This is a genomic window from uncultured Mucilaginibacter sp., from assembly GCF_937859865.1.
In the GTDB taxonomy this organism is placed as follows: domain Bacteria; phylum Bacteroidota; class Bacteroidia; order Sphingobacteriales; family Sphingobacteriaceae; genus Mucilaginibacter_A.
The window spans coordinates 1-15673 of record NZ_CALMAT010000100.1 but is presented as its reverse complement, the minus strand read 5'-3'; the positions used below and the strand labels follow the sequence as shown (position 1 = coordinate 15673).

Sequence of the window (15673 nt, the reverse complement as noted above, 5' to 3'; positions counted from 1 at the left end):
CCGGATTTACCAAACACAAAACGGCATTGGCAATGGCTTGCTTGGCGCCGGTAGAAACCACGATATCCGAAGCATCGTAGTCTAAATTATTTTCGTTTTTTAATTTTTGGGCGATCGCTTTGCGCAAATCCGGGTAGCCGGCCACAGGCGTGTAATACGTAAAGTTTTTGTCCATCGCATCTTTGGCGGCGGCTTTGATATGTTCCGGCGTGTGGAAATCAGGTTCGCCAAAACTCAAACTGATTACATCAACGCCTTTTGCGGCTAATTCGCGGCCCAATTTGGCCATTTTTATGGTTGCAGATTCGGAAAGGTTGTTTATTCTGTCGCTTAAAATACTCATACTGATTGGATTGTTGCGGGCAAATATAGAAAATAACTTTAAGGCGGTTTCGGCGTGTTATTTTATATTTTTGTGGTATAAAAACAGCATCGTGCAAAAACAAAGAAGGATTATTTTGTATGCTTTGATCACCGGGTTTGTCCTGATGTTGGCCAAGTTTACAGCTTACTTCATTACCGATTCTAACTTTATTTTGGCCGATGCCGCCGAAAGTATCGTGAACGTGGTGGCCAGTGCCTTTGCTTTTTTTAGCATCTGGTTTTCGGCCCGGCCGCGCGACGTGAACCATCCGTACGGACACGGCAAGGTGGAATTTTTCTCCGTTTTTTTGGAAGGCGCGTTGATTATGGTAGCCGGCATCGTCATCATTTTCAAATCCATTTACAACCTTTTTTACCCGCATATGGTGCAGCAATTGTTGATTGGCGCCATCATCATCGGCATTACCGGTTTAATCAACGGTTTTTTGGGATTTTACATGATCCGTCAGGGGAAAAAAATGCTTTCGATTACGATTGAAGGCGACGGCCGCCATTTGATTACCGATGCCGTAACCAGTGCCGGTTTGGTGTTGGGTTTGGTGTTGATCTACTTCACCAAAATAGAAATCCTCGACAGCGTTCTTTCCATCGCGGTTGGTTTGTTTATCGTTTATACCGCTTATAAATTGGTACGAAAATCGGTTGCTGGGTTGATGGACGAAGCCGATTTTTCGATGGTGGACGATATTCTAAAAATCCTAAACGATAACCGGAAAGAAGAATGGATAGACATCCACAACCTGCGCGCCCAACGTTACGGCAACGAACTGCACATTGATTGCCACATGACCTTGCCCAACTATTTCGATCTCACGCGTGTACACGATGAAGTTTCTCAGGCCGATAAATATGTAAACAAGTTTGCGCACATCAAAACCGAGTTTTTTATTCATGCCGATCCTTGTTTGCCCGAGTGCTGCTATTATTGCCGGATGCCCAATTGCCCCATCCGCTCGCACGAAAAAACGGTGGATTATGTTTGGGACATGGAGCGCGTAACGCAAAACAACAAGCACTTTGCAACAGACGAAACCGTTTCTATTGCGTACCACGAATAACCGAATGCTTCTTTTACCACCTAAAATTTATGCTGAAAAAATATCCTTTTAACGTGCGTGTTTACGGTTTGCTGCTGAACGAAAAGCGGCAATTGCTCATCAGCGACGAACTGGAATACGGCATGAAATTCTCTAAATTTCCCGGCGGCGGATTGGAATACGGTGAAGGTTTATTAGACGGCTTAAAACGGGAATTTATGGAAGAATGTGATTTCGGCGTGGAAATCCTCAGCCATTTTTACACCACCGATTTCTACCTAAAATCTGCTTTTGACGATACGCAAATCATCAGCGTTTACTATCTTGTTAAAAACATCGGCACCATAAATTTACCGGTAAAAACAGTACCGTTTGATTTTGACGGGATTAAAGAAGAAGGCGGCAGTTTTCAAGCTTTCCGTTGGATTGATCTCGATCAGCTTAAAATTGAAGACGTTACTTTTCCCGCCGATCAAAAAGCCGTAGAATTATTGTTGAAAACCAAACTATGAACTGGACGGAACGTGATTTAAAAGTAATCTGGCACCCGTATACGCAAATGCAAACGGCCGCGCCGCCAATCCCGATTGTAAAAGGAAAAGGTGCTTTGTTGTTTGATGACGAAGGAAAGGCTTATTTAGATGCCGTTTCTTCCTGGTGGGTCAACATTCATGGCCACGCGCACCCGTATATCGCGCAAAAAGTTTCGGAGCAATTGCACATTTTAGAGCATGTTATTTTTGCCGGTTTTACGCATCCAACCGCAGTTTTACTGGCCGAACAATTGCTGGAAATCCTTCCGCAGAGCCAGCAAAAGGTTTTTTATTCCGATAATGGTTCTACGGCTGTTGAAGTCGCTTTAAAAATGTGCATGCAATATTGGAGCAACCAAGGCAAGCCGCGCACCAAAATTTTGGCACTAAAAAATGCCTATCATGGCGATACTTTTGGCGCGATGTCGGTAAGTGCGCGCTCGGCTTTTACGGCTTCTTTTGATCCGTATTTGTTTGAAGTTGAGTTTATTGATTTGCCGAATGAGGAGAATATCCAGGCGCTCTGCCATCAACTATCAACCATGAGCCATGAACTTATCTGCTTCATCTTTGAGCCGTTGGTGCAAGGTTCGGCGGGAATGTTGATGTATGAAGCGAAATATTTGGATGAGCTGATGGCGCATTGCCGCCAGGAAAATATTTTGTTGATTGCCGATGAAGTGATGACCGGTTTTGGCCGTACCGGAAAACGTTTTGCCTGCGATCATTTGCAGGAAAAACCCGATCTGATGTGCTTTTCAAAAGGATTGACCGGCGGGACAATGCCTTTGGGGATTACAACCTGCAGCAACCAGATTTACGAAGCTTTTTTATCAGAAGATAAACACAAAACGCTTTTTCATGGCCATTCTTTTACCGCCAATCCGATTGCCTGTGCCGCTGCTTTGGCCAGTTTGGAGCTTTTCCTTCAACCCGAAACGATGGAAAATATCGAACGGATTTGCAAACGCCACCAACTTTTTGCCGATAAAAACAGCATCCACCCAAAACTAAAAATCATCCGCCAAACCGGAACAATTTTAGCGATGGAATGGAATACCGAAACCTCTTATTTCAGCAACCTGCGCGACCGGCTTTACCAGTTTTTCCTCGCCAAAAACATTATTTTACGGCCGCTGGGCAATATCATTTATTTTTTAACGCCTTATTGCATCACCGATGAGCAGTTGAACCAGCTTTATCTGGCTGTTGAAGATGCTTTGGAAACCTTTTAATTTATGAACACAAACACTTTATTTTCATCCATAGTTGCCCATCCAAACTTGCATGCAAAATGGCTTAATACTTTATCTTTAATGGAAAACACCGGTGCCCGAAAAATTTCTGCCAGCGAAGACAGTGAAACGGTAACTTATATCATTTTAAAACATGCTGCGGAAGAACACCGACATGCTTTTTACCTGAAAAAACAACTGGAAAAATTAGGCGAAAATTTATGCCCAACTTACGCTTTGGATTATTTATTGGCTCCGCGAGATAGTAAGTTTTACCTTAATCGTTTAGATGTAGAAGTTTGCCGTTATTTAAAAACTGAACTTGGATTGAAAGGAAAAGAACTTCGGTTTGCAGCATATCTGTTAGTTACTTACGCGATAGAAGTTCGTGCCGACGAATTGTACCCAATTTACCAGGAAGTTTTGACCAATGCCGAAAGCAAGGTAAATGTAAAATCAATTATTTTGGAAGAGGAGGGCCACTTGGAAGAAATGCTGAACCAGTTGCGCCAGTTTTCACAAGATTGGGAAAAACATGCGGTAAAAGCAGTATCCATAGAAACGAACTTGTATCATAATTGGCTGCAAAGTTTGGAACGAGAAATTGGGGTTGTGGCGGAATAAGGATTGTTTTTATGCTGACTCGGCCTTTTGTCATTCCAACGATAGGAGGAATCTTCTTCAACGCAAACAGATCTTTTTATTGAAATAAGATTTCTCTCTTCGGATCAAAATGACAATACTTGTTTACAACGCCAGAACGACAACCAAAAAGGTAACCACCCAGGAGCGTAAGGCTGAATGCCGCCCGGAAGCGATCCGAAATGCTTGATTTTTTGGTTCTTTTTTATCAAGAAAAAAGAACGGACAAAGAAACTTAGCTCTCCATCCAATCCAAATACCCATAATTCAACTCCGGATGCAGGCCTTGAATCACATTTTCTGAAAATGCTTCTTTTATGCCATTAAAAATGATGCGGTTAATGGGCAAGCCTTTCTGCTTCAACATTTCGATGGAAAGCAACGTGTGGTTAATGCTGCCCAAATAATGCATCACCACCAAAACTACTTCGGCTTGCAGTTGCACAATCAGATCAATCATCAAAAACGAATCGTTCAACGGAACCATCAAACCGCCCGCACCTTCTATAATCAATTGGTTTTGTGTTTTGGGGAGAATGATGTTCGCCGGGTTAATTACAATGCCATCCAATTCTGCAGATTTATGCGGCGAAAAAGGTTGCGTTAAACGGTAAGCTTCGGGATGAAAAACAGAAACCGGATTTTGGACCATATTGCGCACTTTCATCGTATCCGTTGCTTCCAAATCGCCGGATTGTATCGGCTTCCAATAATCGGCCTGCATCGTTTCCACCAAATGTGCCGAAACATAAGTTTTGCCAACGCCGGTTCCAATTCCGGTTACAAAAAGCGGTTTAGGTTGATTTGTGTTCATAGGTTTGGGTTGGTTCATGGTCAATAGTTCATGGTTCATGGTTGTTGGCCGAAAGCGGATTGTTGATGGCTGAACTCAATCTAATAATTTCCGCTTCCGTATTATAACTGTGTAAGCAAATCCGCAGCCGTTCCATTCCCGCAGCAACCGTTGAGCTTAAAATAGCGCGGACATCAAAACCGTTTTTTTGCAGAAATGCTGCTTTCTGTTTTGCTTCGGCATTTCCGGGAATTAGGATAGATTGAATGGCACTGTTGCTTTCAATCAGTTGATATTGATGCTTCTTTTGCACCTCTTTTTTAAACATGGCAATTAATTTGTTCAACTTTTTTTGTTCTTTTTGAGAAGATTTCAACAATTGGTAAGCTATCTTCGTTGTGAGCAATTGATGAAAAGCCGGCGCAGTAGTATAAATAAAAGAACGTGCAAAATTGATCAGGTAGTTTCTAAGATTTTCGCTGCCTAAAACAATTGCGCCGTGCGAACCCAACGCTTTTCCAAAAGTTACCGTTCGGGCAAAAACTTCATTTTCCAATTTAAGTTTTTGAACCAGCCCGCTTCCAAAAACGCCTGTTGCGTGTGCTTCGTCCACAATTAAATTTGCGTTATATTTTTGGGCGAGTGTTACCAAATCTGCCAACGGCGCTTCATCGCCATCCATCGAATACACGCTTTCCACAGCCACATAAATTATTCCTTTAGCGTTTTGCAGCTTCTTTTCCAGATCGTTCAAGTCGTTATGTTTGAAAATAAAACGGTTGGCATAACTTAAACGCACACCATCAATAATACAAGCGTGGATCAGTTCATCGGTAATAATGGTGTCGCCGCGTTGCGGCAAGCTAGCAAACAAACCGAGGTTGGCATCGTAGCCGGAATTGAAAATTAAGCCCGCTTCTGCCTGATGAAAATCGGCAATTTGTTGCTCTAATGCTTCGGTAAAAGCTGTGTTTCCGGTCAACAACCTTGATCCGCCCGAACCATTTGGATAGTTTGGATATTGCTGGATTTCTGCCTCAACCAAAGCTTTCAACTTTTCAGATCGGGCAAAACCTAAATAATCGTTCGAGCAAAAATCAACCAAGCCTGATACTGTTTTTAGCACCCTAAAATTGTCGAGCTGCAAACGTTCTGTTAGTTTTTTTTGTATGAAATCTTCGGCCTGGCTCATCCGCCAAATTTAGTTTAAAATAAGAAAAGCGGCTTGCGGCCGCTTTTCAAAAATTAGTAGTTTATCAAATTATTTTTGTGGTGATGGAGGAGCGCCACCGCCACCGTTTTGCATTCTTGCGCGCCTTTCTGCCTGCATTTTATCATAAGCTGTAGCTTGTTCTGGCGTTAAAACAGCTTTGATTTTTGGTGTCATCGCCTGCATAACAGTCATCATTCCTGATCTCATCGCATCACGGTCGCCGTTTGCAGCCGTTCTGATACTGTCCATTTTGGTGCTTTGCATCTGCATAATGGAAGTAATCTTAGTTGTTTGATCGTCTGTCAGCTTCAATTGTGTTTGCAATTGTTTGGCTTGTTCTTCCGGAGACCTGCGTTGGCCGCCGCCCTGAGCTTTGCTCAAAGTAGTTATACCTGCAACCAGGCACAACATCAACAATAATCTTTTCATGTTTTTCAGTTTAGTTTATAGGATAAAGATAACAGCCTATAGTTTAAACCCAAACTTGTAACTTAATTGTTGCTTTGCTGCAAACTGGCGATAGATTTTTGCATCTGCGTCATCATCGAAGTCAGGCTTTCTAAAGTCGGATCAGGCGTTGGCTCCGGGAAATGGGTTGAAATATAAGCTTTTGATTTCCAAATCTCCAAAATATCTTCCGGGTTGATTTCGTAAGGCTCATAAACCGGGTTGTCCGAAACCAGTTTCAGCTTTTTGTTAGCTTTAAATTTATTGCCGATGCGTTTGTAAACCACGCCGTCGTCTTTGCTGATGACTACATAAGTTTCGCCGGATTTAATTTCCGCCCAATTCTCCAAATACTCAGCCACGATAATTGAACCGGGATAAACCGGCAGCATCGAATCCCCGGTGATTTCAAAAGCGCGGTAAGTGCCTTGTTTCAGCATCGGCAAATGGAATTTTGGCAACTGGCTGATAAATTCAGGATCAGAATAACCGTTTAAATAACCAGCACTTGCTTTATACGGAACCAACTCGATATTCTGGCGGTCGTTTTGATCTACCGAAACACTTAAAATGCGCACGTTATCGTTTTCCTGCTTTTTCTTCGGCGGATATTTGTCGTTGATGTCTTCATTTATAAAATCTCCGATCGGAATTTCGAAAAAATTTGCTATTGTATTTAGCAATTCATATTTCGGATCAGCCCGGTCTTCCTCGTATGCACCAACTAATGATCTTTTGATAAGTAACTGATCTGCAAACTGTTGCTGCGTTAACCCTTTCTTTTTTCGAAGGTATTTAATGTTTGATGAAATTTTTGACATAAAATTTGGTATTACTAAATTAATTAGTACTTTAGTGCGAATAAAATTAGTAATAAAAATTAACTATGCAAAATTTAAAAGCACGTTCTGCTACAAAACCAGGAAAAAAAATTATGTATATTATTACTGACCGTAACCGGAACAGTTTGCACGTGGGGATGTGCTCTGATTTGGTTAAAACCCTGCAGTTTTACCAGCAAATGCCAACGTTGTTTTACGACAGTTCCAACCAGTTGAACCGGTTGATTTATTTTGAAGAACTAAACTCGGAAGCGGTTGCGGTAAAGCGTTTCGAAACCGTAAGCTGTTTTACCCGAAGCCAGAAAGAGCAGATGATCCGTTCGGTAAACCCGGATTGGGTTGATTTAACGCTGGGCTTAAAATATGAATTCGCTTTAAACTGATAAAGCGAATTCAATTTTATGCCGATAAAAGAAGCATCGGTTACTTCTTTACAAACTTAAATGCAGCGGAATTCATGCAATAACGTTTTCCGCCACGATCGGCCGGGCCATCATCAAAAACGTGGCCTAAATGGAAACCTGTACTTTTTTCGATCACTTCATCGCGGTCCATGCCGTAACTACTGTCGTGCACAATTTCGATTTTGCTTGGGTCAATTGGCTTTACAAAACTTGGCCAGCCCGTTCCTGATTCAAATTTATCATTAGAAGAAAATAAAGGTTCGCCGGTTGCGGCACTTACATAAATACCTTTTTGGTGGTTGTTGTAGTAGGGGTTTTGAAAAGGTGGTTCCGTGCCTCTTTCAACCATAATTTCATAAGCCGTTGGCGAAAGTTCTTTTTTCCATTCGGCATTGGTTTTTACAATTTTTCTTTTTGGCTGATTGCTGGCCACTTTGTCCTGTCCATTTATATTTTGGCAACCAAAAAAACTGACAGATGCCGCCGTAATTGCAATTAATATTAAACGTTTCATACTTTAACAAACGAAAATTTTTTTACAAAAGTTTGTAAAACCTGCGTCAATATAAGTTAAGGTTGTTTAAACGTATTTTTTGAATTGATGCTTCTTTTACCGCATAAAAAATTAGTGCTTGTACCCAGATTGTACAAATCAAATGCCAGGCAATACCAATTTTTAGGCCGTAAAAGAAGCACGGTGTAAAGTACAAAAGAACAAGTTTAAACAAGTTCGTTAACGTCAACTTTGACAACCTTCCAAGTCTGCCTTCTAAAAATAACTTTCATTTAGTTAAAAAAATTTGCGAAACTGTTTGGTTGCACATATATTTGCAACCAATTGGTTTCGAACAAAAGTCAAACAACATGAGACGAGATATTTTTCAGGCAATAGCCGACCCGACAAGGCGGGCAATTATTGCCTTGATTGCGTTGCAAGCTATGACACCAAACGCCATTGCCAACAACTTTAACACTACCCGGCAAGCTGTTTCTAAACATTTGCGCGTGCTTATAGAATGCGAACTCGTAAAACAGGAACAACAAGGCAGGGAAATTTACTACTCACTTGAAATTGAAAAAATGAAAGAGGTTGACCATTGGCTGAACCAATTCAGAAAAATTTGGGAAGCCCGGTTCGATCAACTTGACAAAGTATTATCAACAATTAAAAAACAGGAAAAATGTTAAACGAAGAGAAATCCCGCAAGGCGGGAAAAAACAATTTGCTATTTGATTTTACCGTTGACAAAACAACAAAAACGGTATTTGTAAACAGGGAATTTGCTGCCGAACTTCCGCTGGTGTGGAATGCTTTTACCAAACAAGAAATCCTTGACCAATGGTGGGCACCTAAACCCTGGTTATCAAAAACAAAATTTATGGATTTTAAAGTTGGCGGACGAAGGTTTTATGCAATGGTAAGCCCGGAAGGACAAGAACATTGGTCACTTCAGGAATTTACTTCCATTAACCCCACAACCAATTTCAAAATGTTGAGTGCTTTTGCAGACAAAGATGAAAACCCTGAACTGCCAAGTTCTGAATGGGACTTGAACTTTAGCGAGCAAAACGGAACCACAAAAGTGAGTATTACGATTTATAACGAGTCTCTTGATCGTATGGAGAAGATGATCGAAATGGGCTTCCAGGGAGGATTTACCATGATTTTGAACTACTTGGAAAACCTGTTGCCAACTTTACAACAATAGAAAAAACTGCTAACCTTGGTTTGGCAAAATGGAAGTTTTTGTATTGAATTAAACATTTGAATTTTGAATACCTCTATTTTGCCAAACCAAAAAAGCAAACCGGTTAAACTTATACCCAAAATTAGTATTGATAAGTGCCGGAACGATTGCCAGGCCGGAAGCAAAAACGCTTGCAAAAAATACAATTGCAGTTTTTTAACGAGCAGGAAACCGGTACAATTATTCCGGCTAAAATCTAAGTTAATCTGTCAACAAATCAATACAATTTGCCCGCAACAATTTCAAACGTTTATCCAATCCAGCCAGGCCGGCTTTGTCGTTTAGTTTTTGGTACAAACCTTTGATCAAATCCAAAGTTGCATCGTCATGGTCGCAAGCTTCGGCTTTTTCCAAATGTGGCAATGCTGTTTCTATCGCCTTAAAATATTGGGATTGATACTTTTGATGTTCGGCTGAATTGCTTTTGGCCTGGTTCATTTTATCAACTAAATTATTGGTTGGCAACAAATACAAGTAACCCAAAGCCCGGTGCGAAATGTAAAAATCTGGCACTGCTTGCAAAACTTTTTCATTGTACAAAATCGCTTTTTCGGGCTGGTTTTGGTCTTCATACAATTTGGCCAACCTTCTGTAAAAACTCGTTTGTGCTTTGATCGGAAGTTTTTCCGAACTATGCAAAATGCTGTCGGCTTTTAACATGGCTTTTGAATTATCATTTTTGGATTGTGCTTCGTTAAAATCCAAGTATTGATTGTAAATTTTGGTGTTGTATTGTGCCTGAGCGGAAGCAAAGCAAATAATTAGGAGGAAAACGAATACTGTTTTTATCATGGTAAAATTTGTGCCGTTAATTTAGGCCTGTTTAAAAATTTACTTATTAAAATTTCTATGCTTCTTTTATCGCCTAAAAATTGGTGTGCATTTCGTTTTTGATTGATTGAAACGGATGCAAATACCAATTTTTATAGGGTAAAAGAAGCATGGCATTTCTTCTGATATTAAATTTAAACAGGCTCTTAAAATTAAAAATTATTTTAGAAGAATAACTGATGCTTCTTTTATGGCATAAAATTTAGGCAGACTGTTAAAAAGAAATATATTCGTGGGTTGTCGTTTTCCAAATTAAAGCTTTTTAAAATGAAGAAAAACTTTTTCACCATAGCAGCAATTGCTGTTTTATCCTTGTTTCTGCTTCCTTCCTGGTCGGTAAAAAAGCATTTTCAATATCCGTTCCAAAATCCCGACCTGCCAATAGAAACACGTGTAAACGATTTGGTTTCTCAGCTGACTTTAGAAGAAAAAGTTTACCAAATGTTGAATGCTGCGCCAGCAATCCCGCGTTTAAATATTCCGGCTTACAATTGGTGGAACGAATGTTTGCACGGCGTTGCGCGTACGCCTTTCAAAACAACAGTTTATCCGCAGGCAATTGCCATGGCCGCTACTTTTGATGCCAATTCTTTGCACCAAATGGCCGATTTTACAGCTGAAGAAGGCCGGGCCATCAACAATGAAAGTACGCGGACCGGCAAAACTGGTATTTACCTCGGCTTAACTTATTGGACGCCCAACATCAATATTTTCCGCGACCCGCGTTGGGGAAGGGGACAGGAAACTTACGGCGAAGACCCGTATTTAACAGGAACGTTGGGAAAAGCGTTTGTATCAGGTTTGCAAGGCAATGATCCGAAGTATTTAAAAGCAGCGGCTTGCGCCAAACATTATGCCATCCATAGTGGGCCGGAACCATCACGACATGAGTTTGATGTAAACGTAAGCGACCATGATTTGTGGGACACTTATTTGCCGGCTTTCCGGGAGTTGGTGGTAAACGCAAAAGTGGCAGGCGTGATGTGTGCTTACAACGCTTTTAAAGGCCAGCCTTGCTGTGGCAGCGATCTATTGATGAACAATATTTTGCGTAACGAGTGGAATTTTAAAGGTTACGTAACTTCGGATTGTGGTGCGATTGATGATTTTTACGAACACCACAAAACCAGTGCTGATGCGGAAAGTGCCGCTGCCGATGCGGTTCTGCATGGAACGGATGTAGAATGCGGAAACGTAACTTACAAATCTTTAATCAAAGCAGTTCAGGATAAAAAACTAACCGAAGATCAAATCAATGTTTCTGTAAAAAGATTGTTTACCATCCGTTTTCGTTTGGGTTTGTTTGACCCAAAGGAACAAGTAAAGTTTGCACAAATTCCGTTAAGCGTTTTAGAAAGCCCGGAACACCAGGAACATGCTTTAAAAATGGCGCATCAGTCCATCGTGTTACTGAAGAACGAAAAACAAACGCTTCCGTTAAGCAAAAAGCTGAGAAAGATTGCGGTTTTAGGCCCGAATGCTGATGATTCCATAACTGTTTTAGGAAATTACAATGGCCATCCATCCAAATTAACAACGCCATTACAAGCCATCAAAGAAAAACTGGGCAGCGGAACAGAAGTGTTTTATGATAAAGCAGTTGATTTTACATCCGCGTTAGCGGGAAAACAAGATTTAAAAGCAATCGCCGATGAGGTAAAAGATGCAGACGCGATTATTTTTGTTGGCGGTATTTCGCCGAAGCTGGAAGGCGAGGAGATGAAGGTGAACCAGCCGGGCTTTAACGGCGGCGACCGCACTTCCATCGCTTTGCCGGAAGTGCAAACCAATTTGCTGAAAGCTTTAAAAGCTACGGGCAAACCGATAGTTTTTGTGATGATGACAGGCAGCGCGTTGGCTATTCCCTGGGAAGCAGAGAATATCCCGACAATTGTAAATGCCTGGTATGGCGGACAAGCAGCCGGAACCGCTTTAGCCGATGTTTTATTTGGTGATTACAACCCGGCTGGCCGCTTGCCGGTTACTTTTTACAAAAGCGACGAGGATTTGCCTTCTTTCCAGGATTACTCCATGAACAACCGCACTTACCGCTATTTTAAAGGCCAGCCTTTGTATGCTTTTGGTTATGGCTTGAGCTACACCACGTTTAAATACAGCGAGTTGCAAGTGCCGTATCAAATTCCTGCCGGTAAAAACACCATCGTCAGCGTAAAAGTAACCAACACCGGGAAAATGGATGGGGAAGAAGTGGTGCAGCTTTATTTGTCGCATATAAAAGCAACAGCCGATGCGCCCATTCGGGCATTAAAAGGTTTTAAAAGGATATTTTTAAAAGCCGGGGAAAGTAGGAATGTCAGCTTTACTTTAACCATTCCCGATTTATCATTGGTAGATGAGCAAGGAACTTTAAAAGAATTGCCAGGCAGTATAATGGTGAGTATTGGCGGAAGCCAGCCGGATGCGAAAACGCAGGTTAGTAAAAAAACGGTTGGGAGGGTGATGCGGGTGATTTGATGAGAGGTAATATAAATGAAGTTGATGTTTAAATAATAAGATTGAAAATCTCAAGCTCAAAGAGCAGGGATTGCAAATTTTGACCAACAAGATAGCTGTTATGAAAAAACATTTGGTCTTATGAAGCTTCTTTGACTACTTCAAACATTTCCCCCAAAATTAGTCTAAATACTGTGGTAATTGATTTTGGTTTTTTTTCGGCTTTAAATCCATCTACTAAACAATGTATTTCGCAATGAGCGTAATTACAATCCGTCGGAATATGTTTGGGAGCTAAAGTAAATTTTCTTAGGTCATTATTTATCTGGTGTAATCCTACTTCTAATAACTTAGAGACGTTTATTTTAATTACGCCATAATTTAAATAAACGTCTTTAGGATAATTAGGATTATCGTTCAATAATACGTCTAATGGATGGGATAACGAAGATTTATTATATGAGTCATCGTGTATCTTAAATATTTGAGTAATCGTATCCTTACTGTCTTTTATATCAACTTCTGTTCCTATACAATAATGTCTTCTGTATAATAATTCGTCCTGCCCGAAAGTGTTGATAATTGGTTTGTCGTTTTTACAAAGGTATTCAGGGATACCCAATTGTTTACATTCCTCGCAAATCATTACTAATTGTAGAGACCAACATTTTTAAAAGTTTTGAGTGATTCAAATCCCATGCTTTTATTGGTTGATTTATTTCCTGAATAGAAAAAACATCTTCATTGTCATTAAATAACTCAACGAGATATTTTTTGTTGTTAACTCTAAAATCTAAGGCAACTCCACCTTCTTGTAAAGCATAAAGATTTTTAAAAGAAATTTTCTTGGATTTAAGAAAGCTTAAGATTCCACTTAGTACAATTTTTATAGACTTGTTCGGCAATATGTAATCTCTTATTGATGCTTTATAGACAAGATCGTCAAAGTAAGAGTCGATACCAATGATAGGTTCGAAATCATTTATGTAGGAAACGTTACTTGAAGGTTTAGCAAATAATAGTGTAGAATCTTTTTGTGAAGAACTGTATAAAACAACAAACTCTCCTCCTGACGCAACACTGGGTTGAGATAGGGCATTTGATAAATTATCTTTAAAGATAGGAGATGGCGTATTAGCTGGGATTGTGGGGAGTAACATATCAACTATCTATTAATTTGTTAGATTGCTTAGTAGCGAGTTCCACTATTTCTGCATTTTGTTTTTCAGCTTCTTTTATCTTATCATTTAGCCAAACTACTATCGATTTAGCAGTTTGAATATCAAAATTTACACCACTTAGTAACTCCCTAAGCGCTGATTGTGTTTTTTTATTTTCAAGTATCGGATCACCAATAGTTGTATTTTCGTTAACAGTATGAATAACATCTGATGGCAGATCAATAGCATCAACATAGAAATTCATACTGATTTCTCGTTTTACATTAAGACCGCCAATAATCCCATCAATTTTAGCTGTCTTAAAACTAAGAGGTTTAACGTATTTGAAAGTAAAATCTTTGCTTGTATTGTCCTGTACCATAATGTAAATTCATCGTTAGGTTTAATTTAACGACATATATCAACGAAAGTTGGACAAATGTAATATATTAAATGCAAAAATATGTTAAACAACTGTTTATACAAAAAGCATTAATATTAACTTAAACAGTTAACTCTAAGATTTAAATTTATCCACAAAAAATTATTTAGCTATATGAGAGCCTGTTTAAATTTTATTCCATTTATTTTCTATGCTTCTTTTATCACATAAAAATCAGGTTGTGTTTCTAAATGTATGTTGGTATAAAATTGGTTAAAAAAGCAGATAAAATCAGAACTGATATTTTCACTTTTACAGCTAAATTAGTTTTACATTTTGAAAGATTATTATCTGCTTTAATAGTCATCATACATTTGGAAACAGTACCAAAAATCATTGGTTTATTATACTTTTTGTATCGATGTATTATTTAAAAACAGAATTTATAGGCATAAAAGAAGTATCGAAAATCCAACCTTAAAACAAATCATCCACCGCCTTACAAAAAATATGTCCAATCAAAATATGCATTTCCTGAACCCGGGCAGTAATGTCCGAAGGCACAACGATATTCAAATCACATAACTCATTCATTTTCCCGCCATCGCGGCCGGACAAGCCCAACGTTTTGCAGCCTTCTTTTTTTGCAGATGCCAACGCTTTTAAAACGTTGGCACTGTTGCCGCTGGTAGAAATTGCCAGGAAAAGATCGCCGGGCTGGGCTAAAGCTTCCAACTGACGGCTGAAAACATTTTCAAAACCATAATCATTGCTGATGGCAGTTAAAGCAGAAGTATCTGTAGATAAAGCAATGGCCGCCAATGGTTTGCGCTCTTTTACAAACCTTCCGGTAAATTCGGCAGCAATATGTTGCGCATCGGATGCGCTTCCGCCGTTGCCGGCAATCAACAGTTTCTTTCCGCTTAAAACGGTTTCGGTAATCATCGCGCACCCATTTTCTATCGGTAAAAGAAGCATCTCCATTACTTTGCCCATGAGCTGCTGATGATCGAATAATTCTGCTGCTACCATTTCAGTTGTTGTCATTTTCCATATCTTCAATAATTTCTTTAACGGAAGTACTTGCGCTTCCAACCCGCCGGATAACAATGGCTGCTGCATGGTTGGCCAGTTCGCAGGCTTCTTCCACTGTAAAACCAAGCGCAATAAAATAAGCCAAAGTGGCCAAAACGGTATCGCCTGCACCCGTTACATCAAAAACTTCTGTTGCCTTTACGTCCAATAATTGATAACTGTCTTTGGTCAGGATTGCAATCCCTTCTTCCGATAAAGTTACAACCAGATAGCTCGCGTTTGTCAGTTCAAATAAGGCTGCCGCTGCGTTTTTTAAATCTGCTGCCGAACTGATCTTTTCAAATTTTACCGCTTGTGCCAGTTCTTTTTTATTCGGTTTGATGATAAAAGCATCTTGGTATTTGGCAAAATCCAAACCTTTCGGATCAACTATGACTTTTTTTTCCAATCTTTTGCATTCTGCAATGATACGCGCACAAAGCGAAGGCGAAAGCACACCTTTGTTATAATCTGAAAACAGAACAATATCCGCA

The 15673-nt window shown here is 39.9% G+C and carries 19 protein-coding genes and 1 pseudogene (1 of these 20 cut by a window edge); 8 read left to right on the top strand and 12 right to left on the bottom strand.

From position 1 onward, the window contains the following. Positions 1-343 (bottom strand): annotated as a pseudogene (locus Q0192_RS10505) (pyridoxal phosphate-dependent aminotransferase); it reaches 855 nt to the left of the window's first position. A gap of 91 nt (positions 344-434) precedes the next feature. Between Q0192_RS10505 and Q0192_RS10500 the strand changes: the two are divergent. Genes Q0192_RS10500 through Q0192_RS10485 form a run of 4 tightly spaced genes read left to right on the top strand, consistent with a single transcriptional unit; the run spans position 435 to position 3813 of the window. Then, a complete protein-coding gene (locus tag Q0192_RS10500) occupies positions 435-1442 on the top strand; it encodes a cation diffusion facilitator family transporter (protein ID WP_299289437.1) in 1008 nt (335 codons plus the stop codon). Positions 1443-1471: 29 nt separating this feature from the next. Further along, positions 1472-1933, top strand: coding sequence for an NUDIX domain-containing protein (locus Q0192_RS10495; RefSeq protein ID WP_299289436.1), 462 nt, complete (start codon positions 1472-1474; stop codon positions 1931-1933). Then, positions 1930-3189, top strand: a complete 1260-nt coding sequence (gene bioA / locus Q0192_RS10490; RefSeq protein ID WP_299289435.1) for an adenosylmethionine--8-amino-7-oxononanoate transaminase — start codon at positions 1930-1932, stop codon at positions 3187-3189. The genes Q0192_RS10495 and bioA overlap by 4 nt, the downstream gene beginning before the upstream one ends. A gap of 3 nt (positions 3190-3192) precedes the next feature. Then, positions 3193-3813: a hypothetical protein gene (locus Q0192_RS10485; RefSeq protein ID WP_299289434.1), complete on the top strand. Its 621-nt coding sequence runs from the start codon at positions 3193-3195 to the stop codon at positions 3811-3813. Positions 3814-4066: 253 nt separating this feature from the next. On the opposite strand, the gene bioD is transcribed toward Q0192_RS10485, so the two are convergent. The 4 genes from bioD to Q0192_RS10465 all read right to left on the bottom strand — a co-directional run bounded on the left by bioD (position 4067) and on the right by Q0192_RS10465 (position 7105). After that, positions 4067-4684, bottom strand: a complete 618-nt coding sequence (bioD, locus tag Q0192_RS10480; protein ID WP_299289433.1) for a dethiobiotin synthase — start codon at positions 4682-4684, stop codon at positions 4067-4069. After that, positions 4674-5816, bottom strand: coding sequence for an 8-amino-7-oxononanoate synthase (locus Q0192_RS10475; protein ID WP_299289432.1), 1143 nt, complete (start codon positions 5814-5816; stop codon positions 4674-4676). Before Q0192_RS10475 ends, bioD begins: the two co-directional genes overlap by 11 nt. 69 nt (positions 5817-5885) lie before the next feature. Beyond that, complete coding sequence (locus Q0192_RS10470) at positions 5886-6266, bottom strand: hypothetical protein (RefSeq protein WP_299289431.1); 381 nt, start codon at positions 6264-6266, stop codon at positions 5886-5888. A 62-nt stretch (positions 6267-6328) separates the two neighbouring features. Beyond that, the gene (locus tag Q0192_RS10465; protein ID WP_299289430.1) at positions 6329-7105 is read right to left on the bottom strand and encodes a LexA family transcriptional regulator; all 777 of its coding nucleotides are present in this window, start codon (positions 7103-7105) and stop codon (positions 6329-6331) included. A 65-nt stretch (positions 7106-7170) separates the two neighbouring features. Here Q0192_RS10465 and Q0192_RS10460 point away from each other — a divergent pair, with 65 nt between their 5' ends. Further along, complete coding sequence (locus Q0192_RS10460; protein WP_299289429.1) at positions 7171-7509, top strand: GIY-YIG nuclease family protein; 339 nt, start codon at positions 7171-7173, stop codon at positions 7507-7509. A 40-nt stretch (positions 7510-7549) separates the two neighbouring features. On the opposite strand, the gene msrB is transcribed toward Q0192_RS10460, so the two are convergent. Continuing rightward, the gene (gene msrB / locus Q0192_RS10455; RefSeq protein ID WP_299289428.1) at positions 7550-8044 is read right to left on the bottom strand and encodes a peptide-methionine (R)-S-oxide reductase MsrB; all 495 of its coding nucleotides are present in this window, start codon (positions 8042-8044) and stop codon (positions 7550-7552) included. Between the two features lie 350 nt (positions 8045-8394). Here msrB and Q0192_RS10450 point away from each other — a divergent pair, with 350 nt between their 5' ends. Both Q0192_RS10450 and Q0192_RS10445 read left to right on the top strand, forming a co-directional pair. Next, a complete protein-coding gene (locus tag Q0192_RS10450) occupies positions 8395-8718 on the top strand; it encodes a metalloregulator ArsR/SmtB family transcription factor (RefSeq protein WP_299289427.1) in 324 nt (107 codons plus the stop codon). After that, on the top strand, positions 8712-9239 hold the full coding sequence (locus tag Q0192_RS10445; protein ID WP_299289426.1) for an SRPBCC domain-containing protein: 528 nt from the start codon (positions 8712-8714) through the stop codon (positions 9237-9239). Before Q0192_RS10450 ends, Q0192_RS10445 begins: the two co-directional genes overlap by 7 nt. Positions 9240-9479: 240 nt before the next feature. On the opposite strand, the gene Q0192_RS10440 is transcribed toward Q0192_RS10445, so the two are convergent. Next, entirely contained in the window at positions 9480-10070 is a 591-nt protein-coding gene (locus Q0192_RS10440; protein ID WP_299289425.1) for a hypothetical protein, read from the bottom strand. A 306-nt stretch (positions 10071-10376) separates the two neighbouring features. On the opposite strand from Q0192_RS10440, the gene Q0192_RS10435 reads away from it, so the two are divergent. After that, positions 10377-12584, top strand: coding sequence for a glycoside hydrolase family 3 C-terminal domain-containing protein (locus Q0192_RS10435; RefSeq protein ID WP_299289424.1), 2208 nt, complete (start codon positions 10377-10379; stop codon positions 12582-12584). Positions 12585-12702: 118 nt separating this feature from the next. Here Q0192_RS10435 and Q0192_RS10430 read toward each other — a convergent pair whose 3' ends face one another. The 5 genes from Q0192_RS10430 to Q0192_RS10410 form a co-directional block, all read right to left on the bottom strand. After that, a complete protein-coding gene (locus Q0192_RS10430) occupies positions 12703-13185 on the bottom strand; it encodes a hypothetical protein (protein ID WP_299289423.1) in 483 nt (160 codons plus the stop codon). A 4-nt stretch (positions 13186-13189) separates the two neighbouring features. Then, positions 13190-13723 (bottom strand): hypothetical protein, encoded by a 534-nt coding sequence (locus Q0192_RS10425; protein WP_299289422.1) that lies wholly within the window; start codon positions 13721-13723, stop codon positions 13190-13192. Position 13724: 1 nt separating this feature from the next. Beyond that, a complete protein-coding gene (locus Q0192_RS10420; RefSeq protein WP_299289421.1) occupies positions 13725-14105 on the bottom strand; it encodes a hypothetical protein in 381 nt (126 codons plus the stop codon). Positions 14106-14582: 477 nt separating this feature from the next. After that, positions 14583-15152, bottom strand: coding sequence for a D-sedoheptulose 7-phosphate isomerase (gmhA, locus tag Q0192_RS10415; RefSeq protein WP_299289420.1), 570 nt, complete (start codon positions 15150-15152; stop codon positions 14583-14585). After that, a partial coding sequence (locus Q0192_RS10410) for a PfkB family carbohydrate kinase (protein WP_299289419.1) occupies positions 15139-15673 on the bottom strand: 535 nt, incomplete at its 5' end. The genes Q0192_RS10410 and gmhA, both read right to left, overlap by 14 nt.

Excerpts from the sequence above, each read along its gene's own strand:
- Q0192_RS10495 (WP_299289436.1), top strand. The coding sequence starts at position 1,472 with ATGCTGAAAAAATATCCTTTTAACGTGCGTGTTTACGGTTTGCTGCTG.
- bioA (WP_299289435.1), top strand. The coding sequence starts at position 1,930 with ATGAACTGGACGGAACGTGATTTAAAAGTAATCTGGCACCCGTATACG.
- Q0192_RS10485 (WP_299289434.1), top strand. The coding sequence starts at position 3,193 with ATGAACACAAACACTTTATTTTCATCCATAGTTGCCCATCCAAACTTG.
- bioD (WP_299289433.1), bottom strand. The coding sequence starts at position 4,684 with ATGAACCATGAACTATTGACCATGAACCAACCCAAACCTATGAACACA.
- Q0192_RS10475 (WP_299289432.1), bottom strand. The coding sequence starts at position 5,816 with ATGAGCCAGGCCGAAGATTTCATACAAAAAAAACTAACAGAACGTTTG.
- Q0192_RS10470 (WP_299289431.1), bottom strand. The coding sequence starts at position 6,266 with ATGAAAAGATTATTGTTGATGTTGTGCCTGGTTGCAGGTATAACTACT.
- Q0192_RS10465 (WP_299289430.1), bottom strand. The coding sequence starts at position 7,105 with ATGTCAAAAATTTCATCAAACATTAAATACCTTCGAAAAAAGAAAGGG.
- Q0192_RS10460 (WP_299289429.1), top strand. The coding sequence starts at position 7,171 with ATGCAAAATTTAAAAGCACGTTCTGCTACAAAACCAGGAAAAAAAATT.
- msrB (WP_299289428.1), bottom strand. The coding sequence starts at position 8,044 with ATGAAACGTTTAATATTAATTGCAATTACGGCGGCATCTGTCAGTTTT.
- Q0192_RS10450 (WP_299289427.1), top strand. The coding sequence starts at position 8,395 with ATGAGACGAGATATTTTTCAGGCAATAGCCGACCCGACAAGGCGGGCA.
- Q0192_RS10445 (WP_299289426.1), top strand. The coding sequence starts at position 8,712 with ATGTTAAACGAAGAGAAATCCCGCAAGGCGGGAAAAAACAATTTGCTA.
- Q0192_RS10440 (WP_299289425.1), bottom strand. The coding sequence starts at position 10,070 with ATGATAAAAACAGTATTCGTTTTCCTCCTAATTATTTGCTTTGCTTCC.
- Q0192_RS10435 (WP_299289424.1), top strand. The coding sequence starts at position 10,377 with ATGAAGAAAAACTTTTTCACCATAGCAGCAATTGCTGTTTTATCCTTG.
- Q0192_RS10425 (WP_299289422.1), bottom strand. The coding sequence starts at position 13,723 with ATGTTACTCCCCACAATCCCAGCTAATACGCCATCTCCTATCTTTAAA.
- Q0192_RS10420 (WP_299289421.1), bottom strand. The coding sequence starts at position 14,105 with ATGGTACAGGACAATACAAGCAAAGATTTTACTTTCAAATACGTTAAA.
- gmhA (WP_299289420.1), bottom strand. The coding sequence starts at position 15,152 with ATGACAACAACTGAAATGGTAGCAGCAGAATTATTCGATCATCAGCAG.